Source organism: Phaeobacter porticola (assembly GCF_001888185.1).
Lineage (GTDB): Bacteria > Pseudomonadota > Alphaproteobacteria > Rhodobacterales > Rhodobacteraceae > Phaeobacter > Phaeobacter porticola.
On the sequence record NZ_CP016364.1, the window covers coordinates 2,455,775 to 2,479,842 of the forward strand.

Annotated in this window: 15 protein-coding genes, 3 tRNA genes, 3 rRNA genes and 2 pseudogenes; 10 read left to right on the forward strand and 13 right to left on the reverse strand. The window is 55.8% G+C overall.

Annotated features, from left to right (window positions below; genetic code table 11):
• Positions 1–28 precede the first annotated feature (28 nt).
• Complete coding sequence (locus PhaeoP97_RS11785) at positions 29–1,030, forward strand: DUF2125 domain-containing protein (protein ID WP_237028932.1); 1,002 nt, start codon at positions 29–31, stop codon at positions 1,028–1,030.
• Here PhaeoP97_RS11785 and PhaeoP97_RS11790 read toward each other — a convergent pair.
• The 3 genes from PhaeoP97_RS11790 to hisC are packed head-to-tail and all read right to left on the reverse strand — an operon-like array spanning position 1,027 to position 3,895.
• The gene (locus tag PhaeoP97_RS11790) at positions 1,027–1,896 is read right to left on the reverse strand and encodes an extensin-like domain-containing protein (RefSeq protein WP_072505217.1); all 870 of its coding nucleotides are present in this window, start codon (positions 1,894–1,896) and stop codon (positions 1,027–1,029) included. The genes PhaeoP97_RS11785 and PhaeoP97_RS11790 overlap by 4 nt on opposite strands.
• Entirely contained in the window at positions 1,893–2,813 is a 921-nt protein-coding gene (locus tag PhaeoP97_RS11795) for a prephenate/arogenate dehydrogenase family protein (RefSeq protein WP_072505218.1), read from the reverse strand. Before PhaeoP97_RS11795 ends, PhaeoP97_RS11790 begins: the two co-directional genes overlap by 4 nt.
• Positions 2,810–3,895 carry a histidinol-phosphate transaminase gene (gene hisC / locus PhaeoP97_RS11800; RefSeq protein WP_072505219.1) on the reverse strand — a complete coding sequence of 362 codons (1,086 nt, stop codon included), beginning with the start codon at positions 3,893–3,895 and terminating at the stop codon, positions 2,810–2,812. Before hisC ends, PhaeoP97_RS11795 begins: the two co-directional genes overlap by 4 nt.
• A gap of 155 nt (positions 3,896–4,050) precedes the next feature.
• Between hisC and PhaeoP97_RS11805 the strand changes: the two genes are divergently transcribed.
• Positions 4,051–4,512, forward strand: a complete 462-nt coding sequence (locus PhaeoP97_RS11805) for an Lrp/AsnC family transcriptional regulator (RefSeq protein WP_072506457.1) — start codon at positions 4,051–4,053, stop codon at positions 4,510–4,512.
• Between the two features lie 51 nt (positions 4,513–4,563).
• Here the strand turns inward: PhaeoP97_RS11805 and PhaeoP97_RS11810 are convergent, their stop codons facing one another.
• From PhaeoP97_RS11810 to PhaeoP97_RS11820, 3 genes are all read right to left on the reverse strand, one after another.
• Positions 4,564–5,136: a PA14 domain-containing protein gene (locus tag PhaeoP97_RS11810; protein ID WP_072505220.1), complete on the reverse strand. Its 573-nt coding sequence runs from the start codon at positions 5,134–5,136 to the stop codon at positions 4,564–4,566.
• A 192-nt stretch (positions 5,137–5,328) separates the two neighbouring features.
• Positions 5,329–5,949 carry a 30S ribosomal protein S4 gene (rpsD, locus tag PhaeoP97_RS11815; RefSeq protein WP_072505221.1) on the reverse strand — a complete coding sequence of 207 codons (621 nt, stop codon included), beginning with the start codon at positions 5,947–5,949 and terminating at the stop codon, positions 5,329–5,331.
• Between the two features lie 258 nt (positions 5,950–6,207).
• Positions 6,208–7,293, reverse strand: coding sequence for a Hint domain-containing protein (locus PhaeoP97_RS11820; protein ID WP_072505222.1), 1,086 nt, complete (start codon positions 7,291–7,293; stop codon positions 6,208–6,210).
• A 362-nt stretch (positions 7,294–7,655) separates the two neighbouring features.
• Here PhaeoP97_RS11820 and PhaeoP97_RS20095 point away from each other — a divergent pair.
• From PhaeoP97_RS20095 to PhaeoP97_RS11870, 7 genes and pseudogenes are all read left to right on the forward strand, one after another.
• A pseudogene (locus tag PhaeoP97_RS20095) lies at positions 7,656–8,607 on the forward strand (DDE-type integrase/transposase/recombinase); the annotation flags it as partial.
• Positions 8,608–8,663: 56 nt separating this feature from the next.
• Positions 8,664–9,790: pseudogene (locus PhaeoP97_RS11845) on the forward strand (IS3 family transposase).
• Between the two features lie 572 nt (positions 9,791–10,362).
• Positions 10,363–11,541, forward strand: coding sequence for a site-specific integrase (locus PhaeoP97_RS11850; RefSeq protein ID WP_072505226.1), 1,179 nt, complete (start codon positions 10,363–10,365; stop codon positions 11,539–11,541).
• Positions 11,542–11,752: 211 nt separating this feature from the next.
• Positions 11,753–12,466, forward strand: coding sequence for a hypothetical protein (locus PhaeoP97_RS11855; RefSeq protein WP_072505227.1), 714 nt, complete (start codon positions 11,753–11,755; stop codon positions 12,464–12,466).
• Positions 12,467–12,556: 90 nt separating this feature from the next.
• Positions 12,557–12,805 carry a helix-turn-helix transcriptional regulator gene (locus PhaeoP97_RS11860; protein ID WP_083570373.1) on the forward strand — a complete coding sequence of 83 codons (249 nt, stop codon included), beginning with the start codon at positions 12,557–12,559 and terminating at the stop codon, positions 12,803–12,805.
• Between the two features lie 119 nt (positions 12,806–12,924).
• On the forward strand, positions 12,925–13,143 hold the full coding sequence (locus PhaeoP97_RS11865; RefSeq protein ID WP_072505228.1) for a hypothetical protein: 219 nt from the start codon (positions 12,925–12,927) through the stop codon (positions 13,141–13,143).
• Positions 13,144–13,323: 180 nt separating this feature from the next.
• On the forward strand, positions 13,324–14,472 hold the full coding sequence (locus PhaeoP97_RS11870; RefSeq protein WP_072505229.1) for a hypothetical protein: 1,149 nt from the start codon (positions 13,324–13,326) through the stop codon (positions 14,470–14,472).
• A 307-nt stretch (positions 14,473–14,779) separates the two neighbouring features.
• On the opposite strand, the gene PhaeoP97_RS11875 is transcribed toward PhaeoP97_RS11870, so the two are convergent.
• Positions 14,780–16,411, reverse strand: a complete 1,632-nt coding sequence (locus PhaeoP97_RS11875; protein WP_157891253.1) for a hypothetical protein — start codon at positions 16,409–16,411, stop codon at positions 14,780–14,782.
• 431 nt (positions 16,412–16,842) lie between these two features.
• Here PhaeoP97_RS11875 and PhaeoP97_RS11880 point away from each other — a divergent pair, with 431 nt between their 5' ends.
• Complete coding sequence (locus PhaeoP97_RS11880; RefSeq protein WP_072505231.1) at positions 16,843–17,508, forward strand: hypothetical protein; 666 nt, start codon at positions 16,843–16,845, stop codon at positions 17,506–17,508.
• 406 nt (positions 17,509–17,914) lie between these two features.
• Here the strand turns inward: PhaeoP97_RS11880 and PhaeoP97_RS11885 are convergent.
• The 6 genes from PhaeoP97_RS11885 to PhaeoP97_RS11910 form a co-directional block, all read right to left on the reverse strand.
• A tRNA-Met gene (locus PhaeoP97_RS11885) sits at positions 17,915–17,991 on the reverse strand.
• 179 nt (positions 17,992–18,170) lie between these two features.
• Positions 18,171–18,285 (reverse strand): 5S ribosomal RNA (gene rrf / locus PhaeoP97_RS11890).
• A gap of 114 nt (positions 18,286–18,399) precedes the next feature.
• Positions 18,400–21,270, reverse strand: a 23S ribosomal RNA gene (locus PhaeoP97_RS11895).
• 420 nt (positions 21,271–21,690) lie between these two features.
• A tRNA-Ile gene (locus tag PhaeoP97_RS11900) sits at positions 21,691–21,767 on the reverse strand.
• 25 nt (positions 21,768–21,792) lie between these two features.
• Positions 21,793–21,868 (reverse strand) — tRNA-Ala (locus PhaeoP97_RS11905).
• Between the two features lie 149 nt (positions 21,869–22,017).
• Positions 22,018–23,483: ribosomal RNA gene (locus tag PhaeoP97_RS11910) — 16S ribosomal RNA — on the reverse strand.
• Together the 16S, 23S and 5S rRNA genes with 3 tRNA genes alongside form the textbook arrangement of a ribosomal RNA operon.
• Positions 23,484–24,068: the final 585 nt, after the last annotated feature.

Below are 24,068 nucleotides of genomic sequence, written 5' to 3' on the forward strand. Positions count from 1 at the left end.
TTCCAACGTCCAGAAAAGAGGCCGAATGATGATCCGATGGACAAAACTGCTACTTATCGTGGCTTGCCTATGGAGTATCTATTGGGGCGTAGCCGCATGGGGGCTGCATAGGGGGGTCGACAGCTGGTTTGCCGAGCAGCAAAGACAGGGCTGGCAGGCCGAACACGCTGGCGTCAACATCTCTGGCTTTCCGCTGCGCCATACCCACCGGATCACCGCCCCTGTCCTCGCTGATCCTGGCACCGGAACTGCGTGGCGGGCGGGCTGGCTTGAGCTGAGCAGCCCGGCAATTTGGCCAGGTCATCTGACCGTGCACCTACCGGATACACCGCAACGGGTGTCCTATTTCGACGATACTGCCGTTGTTCAGGCAGACGGATTCGAGGTAGATCTGCAACTTGCACCGGGGCTGGCGCTTGAGGTTGAACGACTGCAACTGGTGGCAGAGGCTTGGAGCATTCAAAGCGAGACCCTCACCGAGCTGGGCGGTCAGCAGCTATCACTAGGGATGGTCCAGACGGATCAACCAGAACTCTACCAGATCACCGGCAAAGCCATAGGCGTGTCGCCCAGCGCGCTGCTGCGGCAGCGTTTGGCGGCGGCAGATGGGTTACCTGAGCGACTAGAGACGGTTGCGGTTGATATGACTGTACGCTTTGACGCGAGCTGGGATCGCAATGCGATTGAGCTGCGACGCCCGCAGCCGCGCCAGATAACGCTCCAACTCGCCGAGGCACGTTGGGGGCCAATGCGGATCAAAGCAACCGGCACGCTGAACGTTGACGAAACCGGCCTTCCAGAGGGCGAGCTAGCCTTGCAGGTCGAGAACTGGCAGGACATTTTGCGAATGGCAGAGACCACCGGTGCGCTGCCGTCCAAGGCACGCGCGGGCATCGAACGGGTGTTGCGGGTTTTAGCCGGGCTTGGCGGCAACCACCGGGATCTGGATCTGACGCTGACGCTGTCATCTGGCTATATCGCGCTTGGTCCGTTGCCGTTGGGCCCTGCGCCCCGGATCATTCTGCGTTAACGGCAGTAGGGTCCACCCCGATGGCGCGCAACATCCAGATGGAAATGATCCAGATGATAACGATCTGAGAGCGGACCCAAAACAGTGCCAAATGGCCCGCAAGCTCCCTTCCATATTTTGCGGAGCTCTTTGCGTGTCGCGCGTGCAGTCCAGCCTTTTAAAACGGTGACAACCTTGCCGCTCTCCAACACAAAGGCCGAGATATCAATTGCCTTGCCGCGTCCGTGTTCAGAAATCTTGGCACCTGGGCGGTTGTTACGTGTCCGGCAGGAATAATGTGCTGCAACGCGCAGAGCCACCACAGGATCGCGGCGGCCAAAGGCTTTGACCACATCGCGGTCGACCCATTTTTTGAGCGCGCGCGCGGTTTCACATGTCATCACCGACCGCTGGCTGAGCGTTATCCCGGAAACCGAGCGAACCTTGACCGCATTTTTGGCACCACATCCATTCAGCCGACCTGGCACGGTTCCGACTTTGCTGCCCTGAATGTCGATGTCGCCGCAAACCGATGTCTTGCGGCGCTTGCGTTTACCGAACAGGATCTTTTCGGCCAGATCATCCGGGCGCAGAAGAGGGCGCAACGAATCTTGAGGACCAGCCGTCATATACGGCAGTGACAGGGTTGCCACTGCAATGGCCTGTTGTGATACAGGACGCAGCTGCGGGCGCAGATCTACTGTCGCGACAAGCGGGGCAGTGGCAGGTGTCAGCGGCGTTGTGAGAGTTGCGTCTGGACGTGCATTGGGACGCAAAGATCGGTCAGGCGCACTGGTGGCAGATGCCCCCGCGCTGACAGCAATCAGACCGAACAATACGCCGGCAGTAGCGATAGCAATCAGCGGTGATTGGCGGCGGTGCTTCATGGTTTTGTCTCGCGGCCAAAGTTCGGTGCCGCCGTGTCCTGGCCCGCCTCAATAATGCCCCGGCGGATGGCGCGGGTGCGTGTGAAATACTGGTGCAGGTGCTCACCATCGCCGGTTCGGATCGCCCGTTGTAGCGCAAACAACTCCTCGGTAAAGCGGCCCAGGATCTCTAGTGTTGCATCCTTATTTGTCAGGAACACATCACGCCACATTGTCGGATCCGATGCCGCGATGCGGGTAAAATCCCGAAAACCGGCCGCAGAATATTTGATCACCTCGCTATCGGTGACCCGCCGCAAATCGTCCGCGACGCCAACCATTGTGTAGGCGATCAGATGCGGCGCATGCGAGGTTACAGCCAAGACCAAATCGTGATGATCGGCGTCCATCTCATCGACATTTGCACCCATGCCTTCCCACAGCTTACGCAGACGATCGACCGGGGCACGGGCGCTGCCCTCGACGGGAACCAGCAGACACCAGCGATTGTCGTACAGTTCCGCAAAGCCTGCCTCTGGCCCCGAATGTTCGGTCCCCGCCAGCGGGTGGGCCGGGACGAAATGAACACCTTCAGGGATCTGAGGTAACACCGTATCAATCACATGGCGTTTAACCGATCCGACGTCAGATACAGTGGCGCCGGGTTTCAGAACCGGCGTGATCTCGGCCATCACAGCCCCCATGGCACCAACAGGCACACAGAGCACGACAAGGTCCGCATCCCTCGCGGCATCTGCCGCCGTATCGCAGACTCGGTCACAGAGGTTGATGCTGCGTGCCGTTTCGCGGGTTTCGGCGCTGCGCGCATAACCAGTGATCTCAGTCGCCAGCCCGCCTCGACGGATCGCATGTGCCATAGAGGATGCAATCAGGCCAAGGCCAATCAGCGCAATGCGGTTGTAGACCGGCGCGCTCATGCCTGACCATCCTTGAACGCTTTCACGGCTGAAACCAACTGCTTGCAGCTGGTTTCGTCACCCACGGTGATCCTAAGGGCTGAAGGCAACTTATATCCGGTCACCCGACGTACGATCAGCCCGCGTGATTGCAAGAACGCATCACAGGCCCCGGCCTCTTTATCGCTGGCAAACCGAGCAAGGATGAAATTGGCGCAGGATGTGTCGGATGGTACGCCCAGCTCAGCCAGTGCCTCTGACATCCAGCCACGCCATTTGGCGTTTTCGTGGCGACAATGCTCGACATATGCGGTGTCGCGCACAGCGGCTTCTGCGCCCGCCAAGGCGGTCGAAGACAGATTGAATGGGCCACGGACACGGTTCAGCACATCAATGATGGGCTTGGCAGCATAGCCCCAGCCGACCCGCGCGCCGCCCAACCCGTAGATCTTAGAGAACGTGCGCGTCATCACCACGTTGTCGCGGCTGGCCACCAACGCGGCACCGGCGTCGTAGCCTTCGACATACTCAGCATAGGCCCCATCCAGCACCAGCAGCGCCCCCCTGGGCAGACCATCTGCCAGTCGGGCCAGGTCGGCCATACCGATCATGGTGCCGGTGGGATTGTTGGGGTTGGCGATAAACAGCAGGCGCGTGCGATCCGTGCATCCTGCAAGCAGCGCATCCACATCGGTGACGCGTTCGCGTTCTGCCACCTCAACCGGGGTTGCCCCGGCGGCCAATGCGCTGATCCGATACATGGCAAAACCATGTTCGGTGAACAAAACCTCATCGCCCGGTCCGGCATAAGCCTGACAAAGGAATGTGATGATCTCGTCGCTGCCGGCACCGCAGATGATCTGCTCCATTGGCAGGCCGTAGACGTCGGCAATCGCCTGTCTCAGGAAGCTATGGTCAGAACTGGGATATCGATGCATCTGAGAGACCGCCGCCTGCATCGCCTCAACGGCCTTTGGGCTTGGCCCCAGCGGATTTTCATTGGAGGAGAGCTTGGTCACATTGCTCATCCCCTTCACATGGGCAGCCCCGCCCTCATAGAGAGCGATGTCCATAATGCCAGGCTGCGGCGCGATGTGGGTCATGATAGATGCTCCTTGATGCCGCTTCGTAATAACCACCTCTGCGGCAATGGGAAAGCGGCAAGACGTCCCGCCCCTCAACACATCCATCTTTGCGCATGCGCCGGTGCAACAGAGAGTGATTGAACTCCCGTTTGTCCCCTGCCTATGATGGCGCCATGACGCATAAGCTAGACCACATCGACCTTGCGCTCCTGCGCGCCTTGCAGCGCGATGCGAGCCTGTCTCAACGCGATCTGGCGGAACAGGTTGGCCTGTCGCAAAACGCCTGCTGGCGGCGGCTGAAGATGCTAAACGAGAGTGGGCTGATGCAAGGCACCACCGCGCGGCTGGACCGCAAACAACTGGGGTTGGATCTGGTGGTGTTTGTGATGCTGCGCACGCGGCACCATTCGGCGGACTGGTTGCAGACCTTTCGCAGGCATGTGCTGACCATCCCCGAAGTTATGGATTTTCACCGTATTGGCGGTGACTACGACTACCAGTTAAAGGTAGTGACCGAAGATATGGCGAGCTACGATAAGGTCTACCAGCGCCTGATCGAAGGGGTTGAACTGGACAGCGTGACCTCATATTTCGCAATGGAAACCATAGCGGAGGGTCGTCCGCTGCCACTATAGCCGCGAACGCCTCTATCTTTTCCATGCCCTTTGCCGCTTAGACAAGAACGCTTACCGACCAAACGCCTTGTTCGGCATCCAGGTAACGCGGCTGCCCTTCGGCCCCATCCGCATGTGCAGGCAGGATGTATTCAGGCGCTGAAAATAGAGCACCTGGATCGGGTACCAGCCAGCCTTTGGCACTTCGACCTTCTGGGCAAAGGTCTCCTGACAGGTTTGGCGACCGTCGAATTTGCCGACAACCCTGCCTCCGATCACAGCACGCATACCGTCATTCGTCAGAAAATCGATGGTGTAAATCCCCGGCGCATCAAATTTGACATAGCCGCGGATACTAGCCGCCACATTTTCCGACCGTTTAGAAGTCAGCGCATTCTGTCCAATGCTGGTGTCACGATAATCAAGCCCCTTGAGAGGGGGCCCGACCTCGGCCCCGGCCTCCAACGCCTTGGCGGCACCTCGCAACGTTTTGACGTCATCCGGATAGGCATAACGCACTGACAAGCCGGATTTCAGGCCTTTTGGCTGTGGATCTGCCGGTGTCAGACGAAGGGGCGCCGCCCAACTGAGCGTCGCGGTCAGGGTCGCCATTGCGGCCAACCCCAGAATACGGGTGAAGTTCATATGTCTACCTTCCTGTTCATCGCCTCTGAACGGGCGCCTGATGGCAGGATAGGTGTACGAGCGATGTCCTGACAATCCTTAATCCGGCAAACGAGATTCGCGCGTTGGCGGCACCGGCAGCACGGCATCTACAAAACAAAAAAGGGGCCGCCCAATGACAGCCCCTTTGTTTCCGTCCTGATAGGATGGAAATTAGTTCTTGGCGTAGAATTCGACGACCAGATTCGGTTCCATAACAACCGGGTACGGCACGTCGGACAGGCCCGGTGCGCGCACGAAGGTCGCGGTCATTTTGGAGTGGTCGGCTTCGACGTAGTCAGGAACATCACGCTCAGCCAGCTGGACAGCTTCCAGCAGCGCAGTCATCTGCTTGGACTTCTCGCGAACCTCGATCACGTCGCCTTCCTTAACGCGGTAGGAAGGGATGTTGACGCGCTTGCCGTTGACCAGAACGTGACCGTGGTTCACGAACTGACGGGCAGCAAAGACGGTTGCGACGAACTTGGCGCGGTACACAACCGCGTCCAGGCGGCGCTCCAGCAGACCAATGAGGTTTTCACCGGTGTCGCCTTTTACACGCTCAGCTTCGGCGTAGATGCGGCGGAACTGCTTTTCGGTCAGGTCGCCATAGTAGCCTTTGAGCTTCTGCTTGGCACGCAGCTGGATACCGAAATCGGACAGTTTGCCCTTGCGACGCTGACCGTGCTGGCCGGGGCCGTATTCACGACGGTTCACCGGGGACTTCGGACGGCCCCAGATGTTTTCGCCCATACGGCGGTCAATTTTGTACTTGGCAGACGTGCGTTTGGTCACGGCTGATCTCCTTCAGTTAATATCGCAACCAAATGGCTGCATCGAAGGGCGTTGTCCTCTTGCTCCGCATCGCGATGGATCTGCTGATCTGTTCGCTCGTCGGGCATGACAGGCTGTCCCTTGCGGGAGCCGCCAACACCAATGAAGCCGCGTGTATAGACGAGGGCTGGAGAGAGTCAACCAGCTTTTCCTGTGCTATGTCCTGCTCCGAAAAACAGGGCAATATCCAAGGTTCCACACCCTTGGATCCGCAACGGATTAGGCGGCTGCGTGACGCAGGATTGCGGCCTCCGGCTGGCTGAGATTGCGCCGTGCAAAATCGCCATATCGCATCGGATCCACCTCCAGATCCGGCAGCACCTGCAACAGGCGCGTCCGGTCTTCACAGCGCAGCGCACTCAGCGCGGCCTGGGCCGGATGAAAACTCTCCGTCTCCACCCCATTCGCCCAAAGCACCTGATGATGCGAGAGTAACAGATGGATATAGGTGACCTCGCGCAACTGGGTATCGACGGCAATACCGCGCCCGTTGATCAGATCACGCGCCGCAACCAGCACCTCGGACGTGTTGAACAGGTTTTGCACATGCGCACCCTTCAGCAACATTCTATGGCTCGGGGACACCAGCAAATCAGCATCCGGCCGCTGCATGCCAAGCGCGCCGCCCCTGATCCGCACCGGACGCAGCTCAGGAGTCACAAACAGGCGCGCGCCCGTCATGCGCCGTGCGCCAATCCACTGGATCTGCTGTGCACCGCTGTCGCGGGTCTGGATCCAGTCACCTTCTTGCAGCTGTTCTACAGGCACCCCTCCCGCCGGTGTCCGCAACATTGTGCCGGGGGTAAAACAGATCACGCCGCTGTTCGACGTCATGCCCCCCCTATCGCAGCCGCCCAACCGCACATCCACAACCCAAAGATCCGTATCGCTCGGCGGTCGGCAATCCACAAACATCAACAGGGGACGCTGCCCCGCCCCCACCTCGATCAAGGTTACAGTGTAGTTGCGCAGCCCATCGGTGACGACAAAATGACGATCCCTCAGCACGGTTTCAACGCCACCGTGCTCCGTCCGCATCGCGGGGCCGTTCGTGTCCTGCGCCCCCGGATCAACGGCAAGCCCGACCAACCGGCGAACGCTGCGCGCCGCGCTGCGCCGCAAATCGCGCTCCCCGTCACTTTGATCAAGCTGCAAGAGATTGCCAGGACCATCGACACGCAATGGTGCACCGGACCATCGCCAACTGGCACCGGTGGCCAATGCCGCGACGAGCGCGCCAGGTAGACCGTCCACCTCTGTCTGCCCCCACGAAATAACATAGGTGCCTCGAAAGCCTGTTTGCATTTGCTCGACTGCCTGTCTGTGGCGGTTTTGTTGTTAAGCCAACGTTAGCAGAACCAACGCCAACGCAAAACCCACCCGGCCTAAGCAAACAAGTGAAAACCACGGCGCAAGAGTAGCAAATCTTCAGATGAAATTTCCACATTTGTTTCCATCAAGAATGTTTCTGAGCTCACCGCAAGTCAATCAGTTCAGAATGGAATAGTCTTCGTAGAACCTTGGCGGTCAAAACCCTCGCACGACGTGCTCCCCTTGGAGCCCGCGCTTATTAGTTCGCCCTCCTCGTTTTGGATCGGCGTCCCTGGACCTGTCGCGGTTTGATGTCGGCCCTTTGATAGCATTTACTGCACCAAAGGAGACGAAGTATGGGCACGAACCGGACGGACGAATTCCGAGCTGATGCGGTTGCGAATAGCGCTGACCAGCGGGCTTACACGCAAGCAGTTTGCTGATGATCCTGGTGTTGGCCTGTCAACGCTTAACAAATGGATCACGGCACACCGGGACACGGATGTAGTGTCGCACGAGGATTTGAGCCTGGTCCAAGAGAATGACCGGCTTCGACGTGAGAACCGCATTCTCAAGGAGGAGAGGGAGATCTTAAACTGAAGAGGACCAGAAAACAGTCCGGGGGACTGTTTTCCCGATGAAGGCAACGCAGTTCTTCGCGGGCCAAAGGCCATGAGGTTCAGGTTCATCCACTGCCCGGCAGGGCATTGCGTAGCAATGTCCCGGAAGGGGAGGAACACCGCGACAGCTTTCCCACCCACCGGCTGTGTGATGTCATGGATGTTGGTCCGCGCGGTCTGCGGGCCTTCCGCAGCCGTCCGGCCAGCTGCAGACAGCGCAGTGATCTGGTGGCACTGGCGCATATCAAGGAACAGTTGCGCCTCAGCTTGGGCAGCTATGGCAGGCCACGGATGACGGAGGAGCTGAAAGAGATTGGTCTGGATATCGGGCACCGTCGCCCCTCTCGGCAGAATGCTTTGCAATCGCCTGCCGGGCAGTGGTGGGCCGCCTAATGCGCCAGAACGGCATATCTGTTGTCAGAACGCGCAAGCACAAGGTGACATCAGCTATATCTGGCCCCGTGAAGGCTGGCTGTATCTCGCAGTGATTCTGGACCTGCATTCCAGGCAAGTCATCGGCTGGGCGGTGAGTAATCGAATGAAACGGGATCTGGCGATCCGGGCGCTGATCCCTCTCATGGTTTGCAGGCAAACCACTGCCGGGCGGTGGATGGCCATCGCATTCCGGTCACCGCCAAAAGGCTGCATTCACCACACGGATCGTGGATCGCAATACTGTTCTAACGACTGAGCCTCCCCCAAAGAAGTGGTCCGCCCCTATGATTAGAAAACGGAGGACCATAGATGGCGACGAAGAGACCCAAGCCTGAAGAGATTGTCGTGAAGTTACGGCAGGTTGAAGTTCTGATGGGGCAAGGCATGCCCCGCATAGATGCGATCCGGCAGATCGGCGTTACGGAACAGACCTACTATCGCTGGAAGAAGAAGTACGGCGGAATGGGCACAGAACAACTCAAGGAGCTGAAGCGGCTCCAGAAAGAGAACGAGCGTCTTCGCCGGGCCGTCTCGGATCTGACATTGGACCAATTGATCCTGTCGGAAGCCGCTCGGGGAAACTTCTGAGCCCTTCGCGTCGTCGCGCCTGCATCGAATTGGTTCGCAGCAAGATGAAGGTTTCGGAGCGTCGCGTTTGTCGTGTTTTGGGCCAACATCGATCCACACAGCGGCGAGTGCCGCAGGGACGTGCTGACGAGGAGCGCTTGGTCGCGAACATGATCGAGCTGACCCGCCAGTACGGCCGATATGGCTATCGACGGGTTGCTGCCCTGCTGAGAGATGCAGGCTGGCAAGTGAATGACAAACGTGTCGAACGCCTGTGGCGACGTGAGGGGCTCTAAGTGCCTATGAAACAACCGAAGAAAGGGCGACTGTGGCTGAACGACGGATCATGTGTCCGGCTGCGTCCCGAGTATCGTAATCATGCCTGGTCGTACGACTTCGTACATCACCGAACCGATGATGGCAGGGCTTTCAGGACATTGAACATTCTGGACGAACACAGTCGGGAGTGTCTGGCGATCCGGGTGAAGCGGAAACTGAACTCTACAGAGGTCATCGATGCGCTGACCGACCTGTTTATCCTGCGTGGCGTGCCTGTTTACATTCGCTCGGACAACGGCCCAGAATTTATCGCCGAGGCCGTCAGAGACTGGATCAAAGCTGTGGGAGCAAAGACCGCGTATATCGAGCCAGGTTCGCCTTGGGAGAACGGATTTTGCGAGAGCTTCAACGGGCGCATGCGCGACGAACTGCTGAACGGGGACGTTTTCTATTCCCTGCGAGAGGCTCAAATCATCATCGAAGGCTGGAGAAGGCACTACAACACCAAGCGACCACACAGTGCCCTGGGCTACCGCCCACCTGCGCCCGAGGCCGTCATCCCGATGGACCAGAGGCCAACCATGCACTAACTTTCAAATTGGACCACTCAAGTGGGGCCGCTCACTAGTCACCAGATTAAATCATCGAGAATCGAACCTCGACGGCAAGGAATGTCCGGTAAGGGGAGTGCGAGCTTAGCATTTGGAGCCCATGCTTGAGGTCAGCAAAGGGCCGTTAACTTCCGCCATATTGGCTGCTGCATCTGTGCTTCTGTAATTTTTCGTGTGGCGAGCGGGCTTCGCGCCCTTCCAGGCGTTGCGTTTCGGTCACGGTGCCAAACGTATCCCTGTTTGCATCCGTGGTGCTTGCATCACGGCATATTCCAAACGCAGAGAGCCACCCTGAGGTGGCCATAAGCATCTGTTATTTCTGTGTAGATTTGGTTGCGGGAGTAGGATTTGAACCTACGACCTTCAGGTTATGAGAGCGCTTAGGGCGTCTCGCACCCTCTGCCCCGACTTGCGCCTGCCTACCCTATCTTATTGATTTCGCTCATTTTTCGTTGACGTCAAACTTCACCGGCTTCTACCTCTTACGCCAAGACATGCGTTCATTTGCTTCCACAGTGCTTCCACGGAAGCGGAGCAGAGAGGAGACCAAAATGCCAAAACTGACGAAACGAACCGTCGAAGCCCTCATGCCAGAGGCTAAGGATTACTTCCTCTGGGACAGCCAGATTGCGGGTTTCGGCGTCCGGGTCATGCCCTCCGGCGCGAAGACCTATCAGGCCCAATATCGCAAGGGGGGCAGAACCCGGCGCGTATCGGTTGGGCGGCATGGCAAAATCACCGTTGATGAAGCCCGAAAGCTGGCCAAGGAGATCATGGGGCAGGTTGCCAAGGGCGAGAACCCCGCCGAAGAGATCTCACAGCACCGCAAAGCCCCCACCGTGGCTGCGCTCTGTGAGCGCTTTTTTGAGGCCCACGCCAAAGAACGATGCAAGCCTTCCACCCAAAAGGAATATCGACGCGCCATCGATCTGTTTATCGTACCCGCACTGGGGAGCTTTAAGGTCGTAGACGTCGAGCGCCGGGACATTGCCGAGTTACACCATAAACTCCGCGACAAACCCTATCAGGCAAATCGGACGCTGGGCGTTCTGTCGAAGATGTTCAATCTGGCCGAGATCTGGGGCCTGCGCCCGGACGGCTCTAATCCCTGCCGCCATGTCCCGAAGTACCGCGAAGTGAAGCGGGAACGCTTCTTGAGCCAATCGGAGCTGCAACGGTTGGGGCAGGTTCTGACCGAAGTGGAGCGCGAAGGCAGCGAGACGCCGCATATGGTCGCGGCATTCCGGCTGTTGATCCTGACCGGTTGCCGGTTGGGCGAGATCCAAACTTTGAAATGGGACTACATCACCATCAACGGCATGGAGCTACCGGACAGCAAGACCGGGGCGCGGCGCATCCCCCTGCCTCAACCGGCGCGGGATGTGCTGGCGCGCCTGCCGCGCACCCCCGGCAACCCTTACGTAATCGAAGGGAAACTCCCCGGCCAATATGCCACCGACCTGCAACACCCATGGCGGCGCATCCGCGACCGGGCGGGCCTCTCTGGCGTGCGCATTCATGACCTGCGCCATACCTATGCATCGAATGCGGTCTCTGCCGGAATGCCGATCCAGATGGTCGGGCGCTTGCTGGGCCATACCCAGATCCAAACCACAATGCGCTACGCCCATCTGGCAGATGATCCCGTCCGACAAGCCGCAGAAGAAAACGCCGCGCGTTTGGGGTCTATGGTCGGTGATATCCGGCGTCCGAGGTTGCGGGCCGTGTAACGGCACGTAACGATACGTACGGAGCTTGGCCCGCGCCCGGCCCCCTACGTTACGTAGGGCTATGTTATGTATACGTAGGCATTGACCCGGCTGATGTGCGTTACGTTACATTACGTAGGAAGGTTGCAGCCTCTAACGACCACCTTTTTCCTATGTAACCTATTACTAAAACGCCCAGACTGAAATTCAGACAAAGACATAAGAGTTCCACATGACCATTTCTCTCCTGCCCCTTTGGGAACGCGGCGTGCGCCTGAACCACGCACCCTATTCCTTCGCTCCAAAAGCCGAAAAAGAAGAACACCAGCGTTTGCACAAAGAGTCTGCCATCGAAGCGATGGCGGCATCCGTAGAGAATTTAAAAGCGCAGGGCCGGACTGGCCCGAGTGTGTTTCAAGAAGCGATGGCGGGACCGCAAAAGATCCTTTCCGCGCGGGCTGAATGGGATGATCGGATGCGCAAGTTCATCCTGCATCACCTGACGCATGGTAACCTATTTGCCTATGGGTTCGAACCGCCCCGCAAAATGGACAGCCAGCCCGTCGAGATCCCCGCATCCTATTGGAACGGGCGTGTCCAGTGGGACAAGGCCAGCCTGTCATCGCAAGGACTTGAACTTATTGAGATATGCGTTGTTTCTCGCCAACTTCGCGACAGTATTCTCAACGTAGCCAATGAAGACCAGACCGGACCACAAGCGGCTGGCCGCCCCACGGTTGGACCAGCCATCAAGGCCGCATTCAAATCCCTTCAAGAGGCAGGAGAAATCGACATCAACGCCTCCCAGCAATCCCATTATCCAAAGGTACGAAGATGGCTGGAACAGAATGCCACGAACCTCAGCGTGCCTCCGAGTGAGATTGCAGGCAAGACCATTCACAAGCACTTTTCCCCTCTTTTCAAAGAGTTGAGAGAAAGTCTCTAATCTATAAATCCTCATCGAATTTATAGAACTATTTAGAGATTTCGATCTGGGCGAAGACAGGAGCATCAAAACAACACACAGGAGTTTACGATGCTCAACACGACTACGCCCACCCCGACCAATGCCCCAACACTGGATTATCTGGACGGGTTTATCGACGAACGCACAGCGGCGGACTTCCTCTGCCAGAGCGTGCGCACCATCCAAAAATGGCGCGTCACCGGATACGGCCCGAAGTTCTACAAGTCGGGCCGCTCCGTGCGCTATCGCCGCCGCGACCTGCTGGAATGGGCAGAAGGCCGCCGCCACGACAGCACCAGCAGCTACAGCGCCGTATGAGTTTTGCCCGCGTCGGGGTTGGCAGCGCCACGCGGGATTTTGGGGCCGGACGGCTTCCAACAGGGCGCGGGCGAAACAGTCTCGCGCCCTTTCTTCATTCAGATACAGGACAAACCACCATGGCAAATCAGCCAGCACAGAAATTCAAGATCGGCCTTGTTACGGCCACCGTTTGGCAAAATGACGGGTTCTATTCCGTTGACATGTCGCGCAGCTACAAGACCGACACCGGCGAGTGGCGCAATACAGGCAGTTTCCACCATTCCGACCTTCTCAATCTGGCCAAATGCGCGGAACGCGCCGAGATCTGGATTGGCCGTCAAATAACTTCAAAGTGATCCAGCGCCGGGCCATGCCCGGCCCCAAAACAAATGCTGCCCCGCCGGAGGCAGTAAGGGGGTCAAAGACCCCCGACCCTTTTCCCAACATCTCGACAGACACGGCGGCAAGATGGGCCGCGCGGGAGGGGGGTCTTGTAACACCCCCCTCCACGAATACGAAAGCGAAGGCCAGCGCAAATGGAAGCGGATATCCTGCATTCGGGTTTTGATGGGCTTAAATTCACTGTCGAGACCGATATCCCGCCCGAGCTACGCAACGCGCTGGCAGAGGCCAAAGCGCAGGCAATTCAAACCAACGCTGAAACCGTTCTAGAATTCGGCTCTGTGGCCCTCTCAGTGCGCCGCACAGGCGGTTCGGCCTTTTCTGCCCATACCGGAGAGTATGGGGCCGAGTGGTACTTTCTCGACCCGGAAAACCGCCCTGCAAACAATCCCGGCATCACCGTGGACTTTCGCGCCTTCCTGCTGGCCACTGGCGGGCTGGACGCCGCAGAGAAACACTTTCGCACTTGCATGGGTGCCTTCGGCATTCGTTATGCCGATCACCTGCTGCGCGTGACCCGCGTGGATTATGCCATCGACTTTCTGGCCCCGTGGTGTGAACCTGACAGAGAGGCTTTGGTGGTGCCACCCGGCACCCGTATTCAGGAACACACCGGCATTGATGAAACAGAAACCCATGCGACAGGCGCGCGCGTCACCGGCCTGCGCGCCGGGGCAGTCGCCAACCGGCAATTGGTGATCTACGACAAACGCCAAGAGGTCATTCAGAAGGGCAAGCTGGGCTGGCTGACGATCTGGAACGACGCCCGCGCCCAATTGAACCGCCCGCCCTTGGATCTCGCCGACCGGCTGGCCAGCCAAGTCTGGCGGTTCGAATTACGTATGGGGTCCAAGCAACTCCGCAACCGTTGGGAAATGCGAAGCTGGCAAGACCTGCGCGATATGGTCGGGGATGCTTACGCCGAGTTCTGCGAAAAGATCCGCTACACCTGCCCCACCACCGACAGTAACCGCGCCCGCTGGCCCACGCACGACCTCTGGCGCGAGGTCGCCAGCGTCATCGCCAATGACCTGCAAGAGAACTGCTCTGGCGTCCTGCCCAGCGACGTGATCGAGACCAACCGCGCCGAACACATGCGGATGCTGGACCGGCAAATCCTCGGTCTTCTGGTGTCCCGCGCGGCGGCCTCAGAGGTCCAGCCGCACGAGTTTGCGGAGTTTCTGGACGGGCATATTGAGGCGATCCGGCGTATGTCCGACGAACACCCCACGCCGCTGGCAGAGCGCATCGGCAAGGCGGCGGCGCGGTATCGGTTTAAGTAATATCGGGCGGATTGCGGACATTCGCTGCAAGTGCTCGGTCTGCGCCTCGGAACCGCGAAAGCGGCAATTCAAAGACCGAATGCCCCAGTCTCCCGTGCTGCGCCGTCCACCAAGGGCAGCAATGCGCAGCAAGCGGACTTTGCAAGATTTAGCCAGCGGACCAAACTCGCCATCGGCTCCATCTGCAAGGTGTTTCGATGCACCCGGTCAACTGGTTACTCGTGGCAGCCGCTAAAGCCAGAAAAATAGAGGTGACCCGCATTGCCAACATCAGGTGCACATTTGTGGGGCGTGCAAATCGGAGGGGTCATACGCTTGCAGAATTTTGTAGCCGCGCATCGATAATCTCAATATCTGGCGCAAAAAGACCTTCTGCCTTTCGCTTGTTCTTTAAAGCCAGAAGATCGTTAAGTTTTTCATCGTGACCGCCTAAGTCGAAGACCAAGAAAATTGCAGCCGCAGTTTCTTCCGCCTCGGCATAAAGGCGCAACTGCTTCTCATAGCCTTTCTTGAGGTCGTTGTTCGACAGTTTGATCTCAACCAGAAGCCTTTCGCTAAATCCAGTTGAAAACTTGAAGTCAACGGGGCCGTAGTCTGTCTCGGCCTCTGGGATAATGTCGATCTTTTGCGCCTTGCAGAATGCATAAGCCACGCAGAAGAACAGCTTCTGTGCGGCTTTTTCACCCCTGAGCTTCCCTTTTGCGTACAGTTCTGAGGCGTAGCGTCTCTTCTCAAACAAGAAACGAACGTTTTCGATGCACGTGTCAGCACATTCTCGCAGTTTTTCCGGACCGGTCTTCTTCGGCGCCCATTCCTCGAATGGTTTCAACTCAATCAGTTGGTGTGCCAGTTGACGCCAAAACAACTCTCCTTTGGGATCGGTTCCAAAGTCATACGGCGCATCTGCAGCAAGACGAAGAAGCCTTAAGAATTCTTGGAAGCGTTCTTTGTCATGAGTATAGAACTCTTTGGTTTCGGCTTTTTGCTGTTTTGACTTTTGTTGCCAAAGGTTTGCGATGTGGTAACTCAGTATTTCTCGGTGTTCGTCGTTGTCCTTGATGGCCTTGCTTACGTCCGCCCAGTCTGCCGCAAGAGGAAGGTCCCTTAGAATGTCCTTTGGAACTAGCAAAATAGGGCCGTCTTCTGTGAGGTAAGGATTTGGTATCAATGTGCCAGAAATGTTTCCGCCGTTCTTTAGTTTGATGTCATATCTCTTGGCAGTGACCCCCAAATCATTGGCCAACTCCTCGTTGAATTTAACAATCTGCCCAGAAATGATGTGGCATGTCATATCGCTAATTCGGTCTGGCCCTATGCCCTCTTCAAAAACTGAAAGTGCGGTAAAGAGGTCTGGGTCTTGCACTCCAATGCCAATGACTTCTATTGCGGAGGCGAGAAGAGCTTTAGTAGTTTTCTCGCCAGAACCTGCGCCCCGGTCCCCACCATATCCGAGCTTGGTCCATCCATATTCAGGGAAGGACAACTTCTTGAACGCCGCCTTCCAAGGTTTGTCACCTTCGCTTTTTATTACGGAAACCAGCTTGATAACTTGCTCAAAATATTTATCAAAGGCGTCCGCAGCATCTTTCGAAAAAATCGCGATCTTCGACTTTCGAAGCAACAAAGGATCAACGAAAACAAGAATGTCCGCTGCTAATGTTGGGTTTAGAACCCCTAAATTTTCAAGCTTCTTGGGGTCAATTCCATACTCGTCTGACAAGCGTATTAGATTGTTTATTTTGGCCAATTTTAAAATACCTTCATCGAAATGGAGCACCCAAGGATGACTTCCTTGCTTTGATTTGTCTTCTCGAAGCGGCTTTTCAGCCATAGCAAGTATGAGGTTGGGTCTTTGAAAAGCGGATGTCAACGCAGCATGAGCCGACACCGGATCCCGACCGTAGTACATTGTCTCAACCGCACTATCCCCAGTTTCCATCGATAACGCTTTGTATGCCGACTGCGAAGGTGATTATACCTGCGGTGAACGAGCCGTTGCCGCCATTTCTCTCGGGGCGTCGTATTTTGGCTAACTCGACCCCTGATGTATGCTTTGGGCTGGAACCGGTCTTCCGGTTGGTCGCGCCGTAGCCTGCAAAGGTCAAGTATTGCGAGCCGCGCCGCCGCAAGTTCGGTTTGAGCCCAGACTTTCCGATGTCTCGTCATACCCGAACCACAACTGTCCACAAAAAAGCGGACGTGCATTCTCGTCGCAGCAAAAGCGGGCAGTTGGCAAGCTACACGTCCAAAAGAAAAAACCCGTCGCTTTATGCGCCGGGCTTTCCTATGTTCTTCGTGCTATGAGGGGAGGCAAGAAGCCCGCGAACTCAAAGCTCGTACTCTGTATATTACTTGAGAGAACTTTTGTCAATGCATCCACCGTTCACGGCCGATGAACTGCACCACCTTCCTAACGTTCTTTCCGCTCCTAGGTTTGCAACGTATTTACAGGAAAAAGCCAATGACCGCAGGGCAGCCCTAGACCTCTATCACTGGAACCTGCAGGTTTCAGCAGCCTTCATGGTGCCATTGCATGTGATGGAGGTCTCCCTTCGCAATGGGGTTTCTGCAGGCATTGAGGGTGTGCATGGAGGCATGTGGCCATGGACGAATGGTTTCATAATCTCTCTGACCAATCCTTCTCCACCATCTTATAGCCCGAAGAAAGATCTTAACCGATGTGCTCATGCTGAGCCAACCACTGGAAAAGTCATCGCAGAACTCAAGCTTGCCTTTTGGGAGAAGATGTTAACAAAACGCCACCACGGCAGGATTTGGCAGCATCTTTTTTTCACCTCTTTTCCTGATGCGCCTCGCGGCGGTGGGGCATCGCAGCGAAGATCTGAGCTGCGATCTGACGTCGAAGAGGTGCGCAAGCTACGAAACCGGATCGCTCACCACGAGCCGGTTTTCTCTCGTAATCTTCATGAGGATTTGGAACGAATAATGCGCTGTATCGAATGGCGCAATTCCACTTCACGCAATTGGGTCGCGTCTATCGAAACCGTAAGTTCCCTTCTGGCGATTCGTCCATGAGCTGAGATCGTAAGGTTGCCATGGACCTTGTTGCGCCTTGATCGAGGGCAAATTCGCAATCCATGTGAGGCTAAGAGAATGTCTGTAAAGTCCCGTACTGCCGACCTTCATCCTCCGAAAATGCTGCACGAGGGACGAATGGCCGGTCTGGTGGAGCTGCACCGCAGCGCTCGGCCATGGCGCGAAAGTCGGCTTTGGGCCGTTTCTACCGCGCGGCTTAGTTTTGAGCGAATTCATCGCAGAGCTGCAGTGTTTCGATGTCATTCGCGCGGCACATGTCCGTGTTGCCTTTTGGCGACACCCTCAATCCGCTCCGTTTGTTTCCACAGTGCTTCCACGGATCTCGAGGCGGAAACGCAAGAAGCGCCCGATGGGGCGCTAGTGGCTTGATATTACTTGTGTTATTTGGTTGCGGGAGTAGGATTTGAACCTACGACCTTCAGGTTATGAGCCTGACGAGCTACCGGGCTGCTCCATCCCGCGACAGTTTGGTTGGGCTATTGCTTACGCTATTTGAGCCCATTTGTTTGTCCTATCGCTGATCGTTGCGGTTGAGGACTATTGCAGTATTGCGGGTAGCACTACTGCGTTTCCCCTTCAGGGTTATTTGGTCTGAAGGGTATTCTTTAGTAGTATCGTTTTAGAGTTATGGATTTTACTAGGTTTGGCGGTGACCTACTCTCCCACGCCTTAAGACGCAGTACCATCGGCGCAACAGTGCTTAACTTCCGGGTTCGGGATGGGACCGGGTGTTTCACTTGCGCTATGACCACCAAACCGAGAAAAATCCATTTTTCGACGATCTATTATGAGATCGTCGAGATACAATCGACATGAAGTCCAAGTTTTGTGTTTTGCTTTTGGTTCTTGTGTCACTGTCTGTTACTGGAACAGATCAAGCCTATCGGGCGATTAGTACCGGTCAACTGAATGCATTGCTGCACTTACATCTCCGGCCTATTGACGAGGTGGTCTACCTCGGCCCTCAGGGATACCTTGTTTTGAGGGGGGCTTCCCGCTTAGATGCCTTCAGCGGTTATCCTGTCCGATCATAGCTACCCAGCACTGCTATTGGCATAACAACTGGTCCACCAGTGGATCGTTCACCCCGGTCCTCTCGTACTAGGGGCAACTCCTCTCAAGTATCCTACACCCACGGCAGATAGGGACCGAACTGTCTCACGACGTTCTAAACCCAGCTCACGTACCTCTTTAAACGGCGAACAGCCGTACCCTTGGGACCTGCTCCAGCCCCAGGATGAGATGAGCCGACATCGAGGTGCCAAACACTGCCGTCGATATGGACTCTTGGGCAGTATCAGCCTGTTATCCCCGGCGTACCTTTTATCCGTTGAGCGATGGCCCTCCCACTTGGGACCACCGGATCACTATGGCCGACTTTCGTCTCTGCTCGACTTGTCAGTCTCGCAGTCAGGCTGGCTTCTGCCATTGCACTCAACGAGCGATTTCCGACCGCTCTGAGCCAACCTTCGCGCGCCTCCGTTACGCTTTAGGAGGCGACCGCCCCAGTCAAACTACCCGCCACGCAGGGTCCCGGATCCGGATAACGGACCGCGGTTAGATATCAAGAGTGCGAAGGGTGGTATCTCAAGGGAGGCTCCACCGGAACTAGCGTTCCGATATCGATGCCTACCACCTATCCTGCACGTCACAATCCTGATACCAGTGCGAAGCTGTAGTAAAGGTGCACGGGGTCTTTCCGTCTAACCGCGGGAAGCCTGCATCTTGACAGGCAATTCAATTTCGCTGAGTCGATGTTGGAGACAGCGGGGAAGTCGTTACGCCATTCGTGCAGGTCGGAACTTACCCGACAAGGAATTTCGCTACCTTAGGACCGTTATAGTTACGGCCGCCGTTTACCTGGGCTTCAATTCGGAGCTCTCACCCCTCCTTTTAACCTTCAGGCACCGGGCAGGCGTCAGACCCTATACGTCGTCTTGCGACTTCGCAGAGCCCTGTGTTTTTAATAAACAGTCGCCACCCCCTGGTTTGTGCCCCCAGCTCCAAGTTGCCTTGGAACTGGGCCTCCTTCTCGCGAACTTACGGAGGTATTTTGCCGAGTTCCTTCAACATCGTTCTCTCAAGCGCCTTGGTATTCTCTACCAGTCCACCTGTGTCGGTTTAGGGTACGGTCTCATGGAGGGCTATTTCCAGGAACTGATCAGCAGCCCATTCAATCCGATAAGGATGAACTACCTTCACAATCCGTCACATCCTCCTGGCCTAGGAATATTAACCTAGTTCCCATCGTCTACGCATTTCTGCCTCGACTTAGGGGCCGGCTTACCCTGCTCAGATTAGCTTTAAGCAGGAACCCTTGGACTTTCGGCGAGAGTGTCTCTCACACTCTTTGTCGCTACTCATGTCATCATTCTCGCTAGTGATCTCTCCACGGGATCGCTCACGCGCCCGCTTCATCGAAAGCCTCGCGTCTCCAATGTGCCCGAGGACACTAAGGAGACATGAGACTATGTCACACTACGCTCTGCTACCATGCACTATGTGCATCCTAAGCTTCGGCTCATGGCTTGAGCCCCGTTACATCTTCGCCGCAGGACGTCTTAATTAGACCAGTGAGCTGTTACGCTATCTTTAAAGGATGGCTGCTTCTAAGCCAACCTCCTGGTTGTTTTGGACATCCCACCTGCTTTCCCACTTAGCCATGAATTAGGGGCCTTAGCTGTAGGTCAGGGTTGTTTCCCTCTCCACTACGGACGTTAGCATCCGCAGTGTGTCTGCCATCTAGTACTCCCGGGTATTCGGAGTTTGGTTAGGATCAGTAAGCCTGTGGGGCCCCATTACCCATCCAGTGCTCTACCCCCCGGGGTATTCGGATGACGCTCTACCTAAATAGATTTCGCAGAGAACCAGCTATCTCCGAGTTTGATTGGCCTTTCACCCCTAGGCACAGCTCATCCCGATCTTTTTCAACAGATGTGGGTTCGGTCCTCCAGTGCATGTTACTGCACCTTCAACCTGGCCATGCCTAGATCACTCGGTTTCGGGTCTGATCCCACAAACTCATTCGCCCTATTAAGACTCGCTTTCGCTGCGCCTACACCTAACGGCTTAAGCTTGCTTGTGAGACCAAGTCGATGACCCATTATACAAAAGGTACGCTGTCAGCCCTCAAGGGGCCTCCAACTGATTGTAGGCGTTCGGTTTCAGGTACTGTTTCACTCCCCTCGTCGGGGTGCTTTTCACCTTTCCCTCACGGTACTGGTTCGCTATCGGTCAGTAAGGAGTACTTAGCCTTCGAAGGTGGTCCTCCGATCTTCAGACAGGATTTCACGTGTCCCGCCCTACTTAATACGTCCTATCATGCTTCATATACGGGGCTATCACCCACTATGGCTGTGCTTCCCAACACATTCTATTCACACTCAAGGCTCGGCTGGTCCCCGTTCGCTCGCCGCTACTAGGGGAGTATCATATTGATTTCCTTTCCTCCGGGTACTTAGATGTTTCAGTTCCCCGGGTTTGCTCTTAAAACCCTATGTATTCAGGTCTTAAGTACCTGATTAAGCTCATTATTGATGTCCTACCGCTTCGCTACTTGAGGACAGGCCTCTCATAGCAAACTGCAGAGTCACAATAACAAACTGTCAGGTGGGTTCCCCCATTCGGAAATTCATGGATCAAAGCTTATTCTCAGCTCCCCATGACTTATCGCAGAGTATCACGTCCTTCATCGCCTCTTACTGCCAAGGCATCCACCAAACGCCCTTCTCGCGCTTGATCTGGTCCAGAAAAAGACAGTGACCTGCCACGCCGCAGAAGCTGGTAAGAAACTACGGCTTTATTCTGAACCAAAAGCATTACTTTCCCGCTCACTTCATAAGAAGTGAACAATGGCTCATAAACCTTGCGGAATATGAACCGGGTTAGTGTACTTGACTTGGACAACACTGTGGTTTCAATCCGGCAGACCTTCGCGCGCCCGAGGAAAAGGGCGGAATGCAAAGGCTCGCATCAGACCACCGAAGCAGTCATCAGCACCAAACTGAGGTCGATCCCTTACGCGGGTGACCAACAGTGTTGTTGATTGTATCTCTCTAAACGATGTCAATGTGATCAACCTTCCCGAAGGAACATCGATCCGGTCCGATTGGACGGTTAAACATCACAGGATGCTTAACGATCAAATCGTATACTGAAGAATGGTGGGTCGAGGAGGACTTGAACCTCCGACCTCACGCTTATCAGGCGTGCGCTCTAACCACCTGAGCTACCGACCCATTCTATGTAGGGCCTTCGCATGAGTGGTGGAGCCTAGGAGGATCGAACTCCTGACCTCCTGAATGCAAATCAGGCGCTCTCCCAGCTGAGCTAAGGCCCCTTGCTGATCCTGCCAAAGGGCAAAATCATGACAGTTCTGAAGAGATATGAGGACGGCCTGGTCCGGATGTGATCAGTTTTGATTACTGATCTTATGCTAAGTGTATCACGAGACAGAGCAAGCTCTGATCTAGCTAGATACATCCTTAGAAAGGAGGTGATCCAGCCGCAGGTTCCCCTACGGCTACCTTGTTACGACTTCACCCCAGTCGCTGAGCTCACCGTGGTCCGCTGCCCCCTCCGAAAAGGTTGGCGCACGGCCTTCGGGTAAACCCAACTCCCATGGTGTGACGGGCGGTGTGTACAAGGCCCGGGAACGTATTCACCGCGTCATGCTGTTACGCGATTACTAGCGATTCCGACTTCATGGGGTCGAGTTGCAGACCCCAATCCGAACTGAGACAGTTTTTTGGGATTAACCCATTGTCACTGCCATTGTAGCACGTGTGTAGCCCAACCCGTAAGGGCCATGAGGACTTGACGTCATCCACACCTTCCTCCCGCTTATCACGGGCAGTTTCCCTAGAGTGCCCAGCCGAACTGCTGGCAACTAAGGATGTGGGTTGCGCTCGTTGCCGGACTTAACCGAACATCTCACGACACGAGCTGACGACAGCCATGCAGCACCTGTCACTAGGTCACCGAAGTGAAAGCCAAATCTCTCTGGCGGTCCTAGGATGTCAAGGGTTGGTAAGGTTCTGCGCGTTGCTTCGAATTAAACCACATGCTCCACCGCTTGTGCGGGCCCCCGTCAATTCCTTTGAGTTTTAATCTTGCGACCGTACTCCCCAGGCGGAATGCTTAATCCGTTAGGTGTGTCACCGACAAGCATGCTTGCCGACGACTGGCATTCATCGTTTACGGTGTGGACTACCAGGGTATCTAATCCTGTTTGCTCCCCACACTTTCGCACCTCAGCGTCAGTATCGAGCCAGTGAGCCGCCTTCGCCACTGGTGTTCCTCCGAATATCTACGAATTTCACCTCTACACTCGGAATTCCACTCACCTCTCTCGAACTCAAGACCAGGAGTTTACAAGGCAGTTCCAGGGTTGAGCCCTGGGATTTCACCCTATACTTTCTGATCCGCCTACGTGCGCTTTACGCCCAGTAATTCCGAACAACGCTAACCCCCTCCGTATTACCGCGGCTGCTGGCACGGAGTTAGCCGGGGTTTCTTTACCAGATACTGTCATTATCATCTCTGGCGAAAGAGCTTTACGACCCTAAGGCCTTCATCACTCACGCGGCATGGCTGGATCAGGCTTGCGCCCATTGTCCAAGATTCCCCACTGCTGCCTCCCGTAGGAGTCTGGGCCGTGTCTCAGTCCCAGTGTTGCTGATCATCCTCTAAAACCAGCTATAGATCGTAGACTTGGTAGGCCGTTACCCCACCAACTATCTAATCTAACGCGGGCCGATCCTTCTCCGATAAATCTTTCCCCCGAAGGGCGTATAAGGTATTACTCACCGTTTCCAGTGGCTATTCCTTAGAGAAGGGCACGTTCCCACGCGTTACTAACCCGTCCGCCGCTCACTCCGAAGAGTGCGCTCGACTTGCATGTGTTAGGCCTGCCGCCAGCGTTCGTTCTGAGCCAGGATCAAACTCTCAAGTTGAAACGCACTTACATGCGTATCCTTGACGTTCGAACCTCTGCACATCTTTGAATGTCCTACCGCTAACGCTACTTGAGGACGGGCCTCAAACAGCACGGCTTCGAACCCGGCTAGGAACTCGAAACGAACATCCAACATTCTCTGTTTCTCGTGCTTCAGTACCAAAGGTACAGAAAGCCGACAAACAGTGAAGCTGACACTTTATTATCGCGCAACCACATCGCTACTAGAGCGAAAGGCCTTGCTAAAAGCGTTGATATGAAGAGGTTGATCCATCGAATGAACCAAACCGCCCACATATCTCTTCAGATTTCATCAATGTCAAAGAGCATACACCAAGAGACAATAACCAACAGATGCGCCACTCTCATGACGCGCCCGCCAACCAAATCTCCAAAATGTCCACCGTCTCTCCGATGTGTCCGACCGTCTCTCCAGCCCGTCCCAGCGTCTCTCCGCCGCGTTTCCCGTCCAATCCAGCGTCGCCGCCGTCCCGTCCAGTGTGTCCCCGTAGCGCCTCAGCGCCGCCGGTGAAGGGGGTTCTAAGGCGAGTTACACAAAGCCGCAATACCAAAATGATGGAAA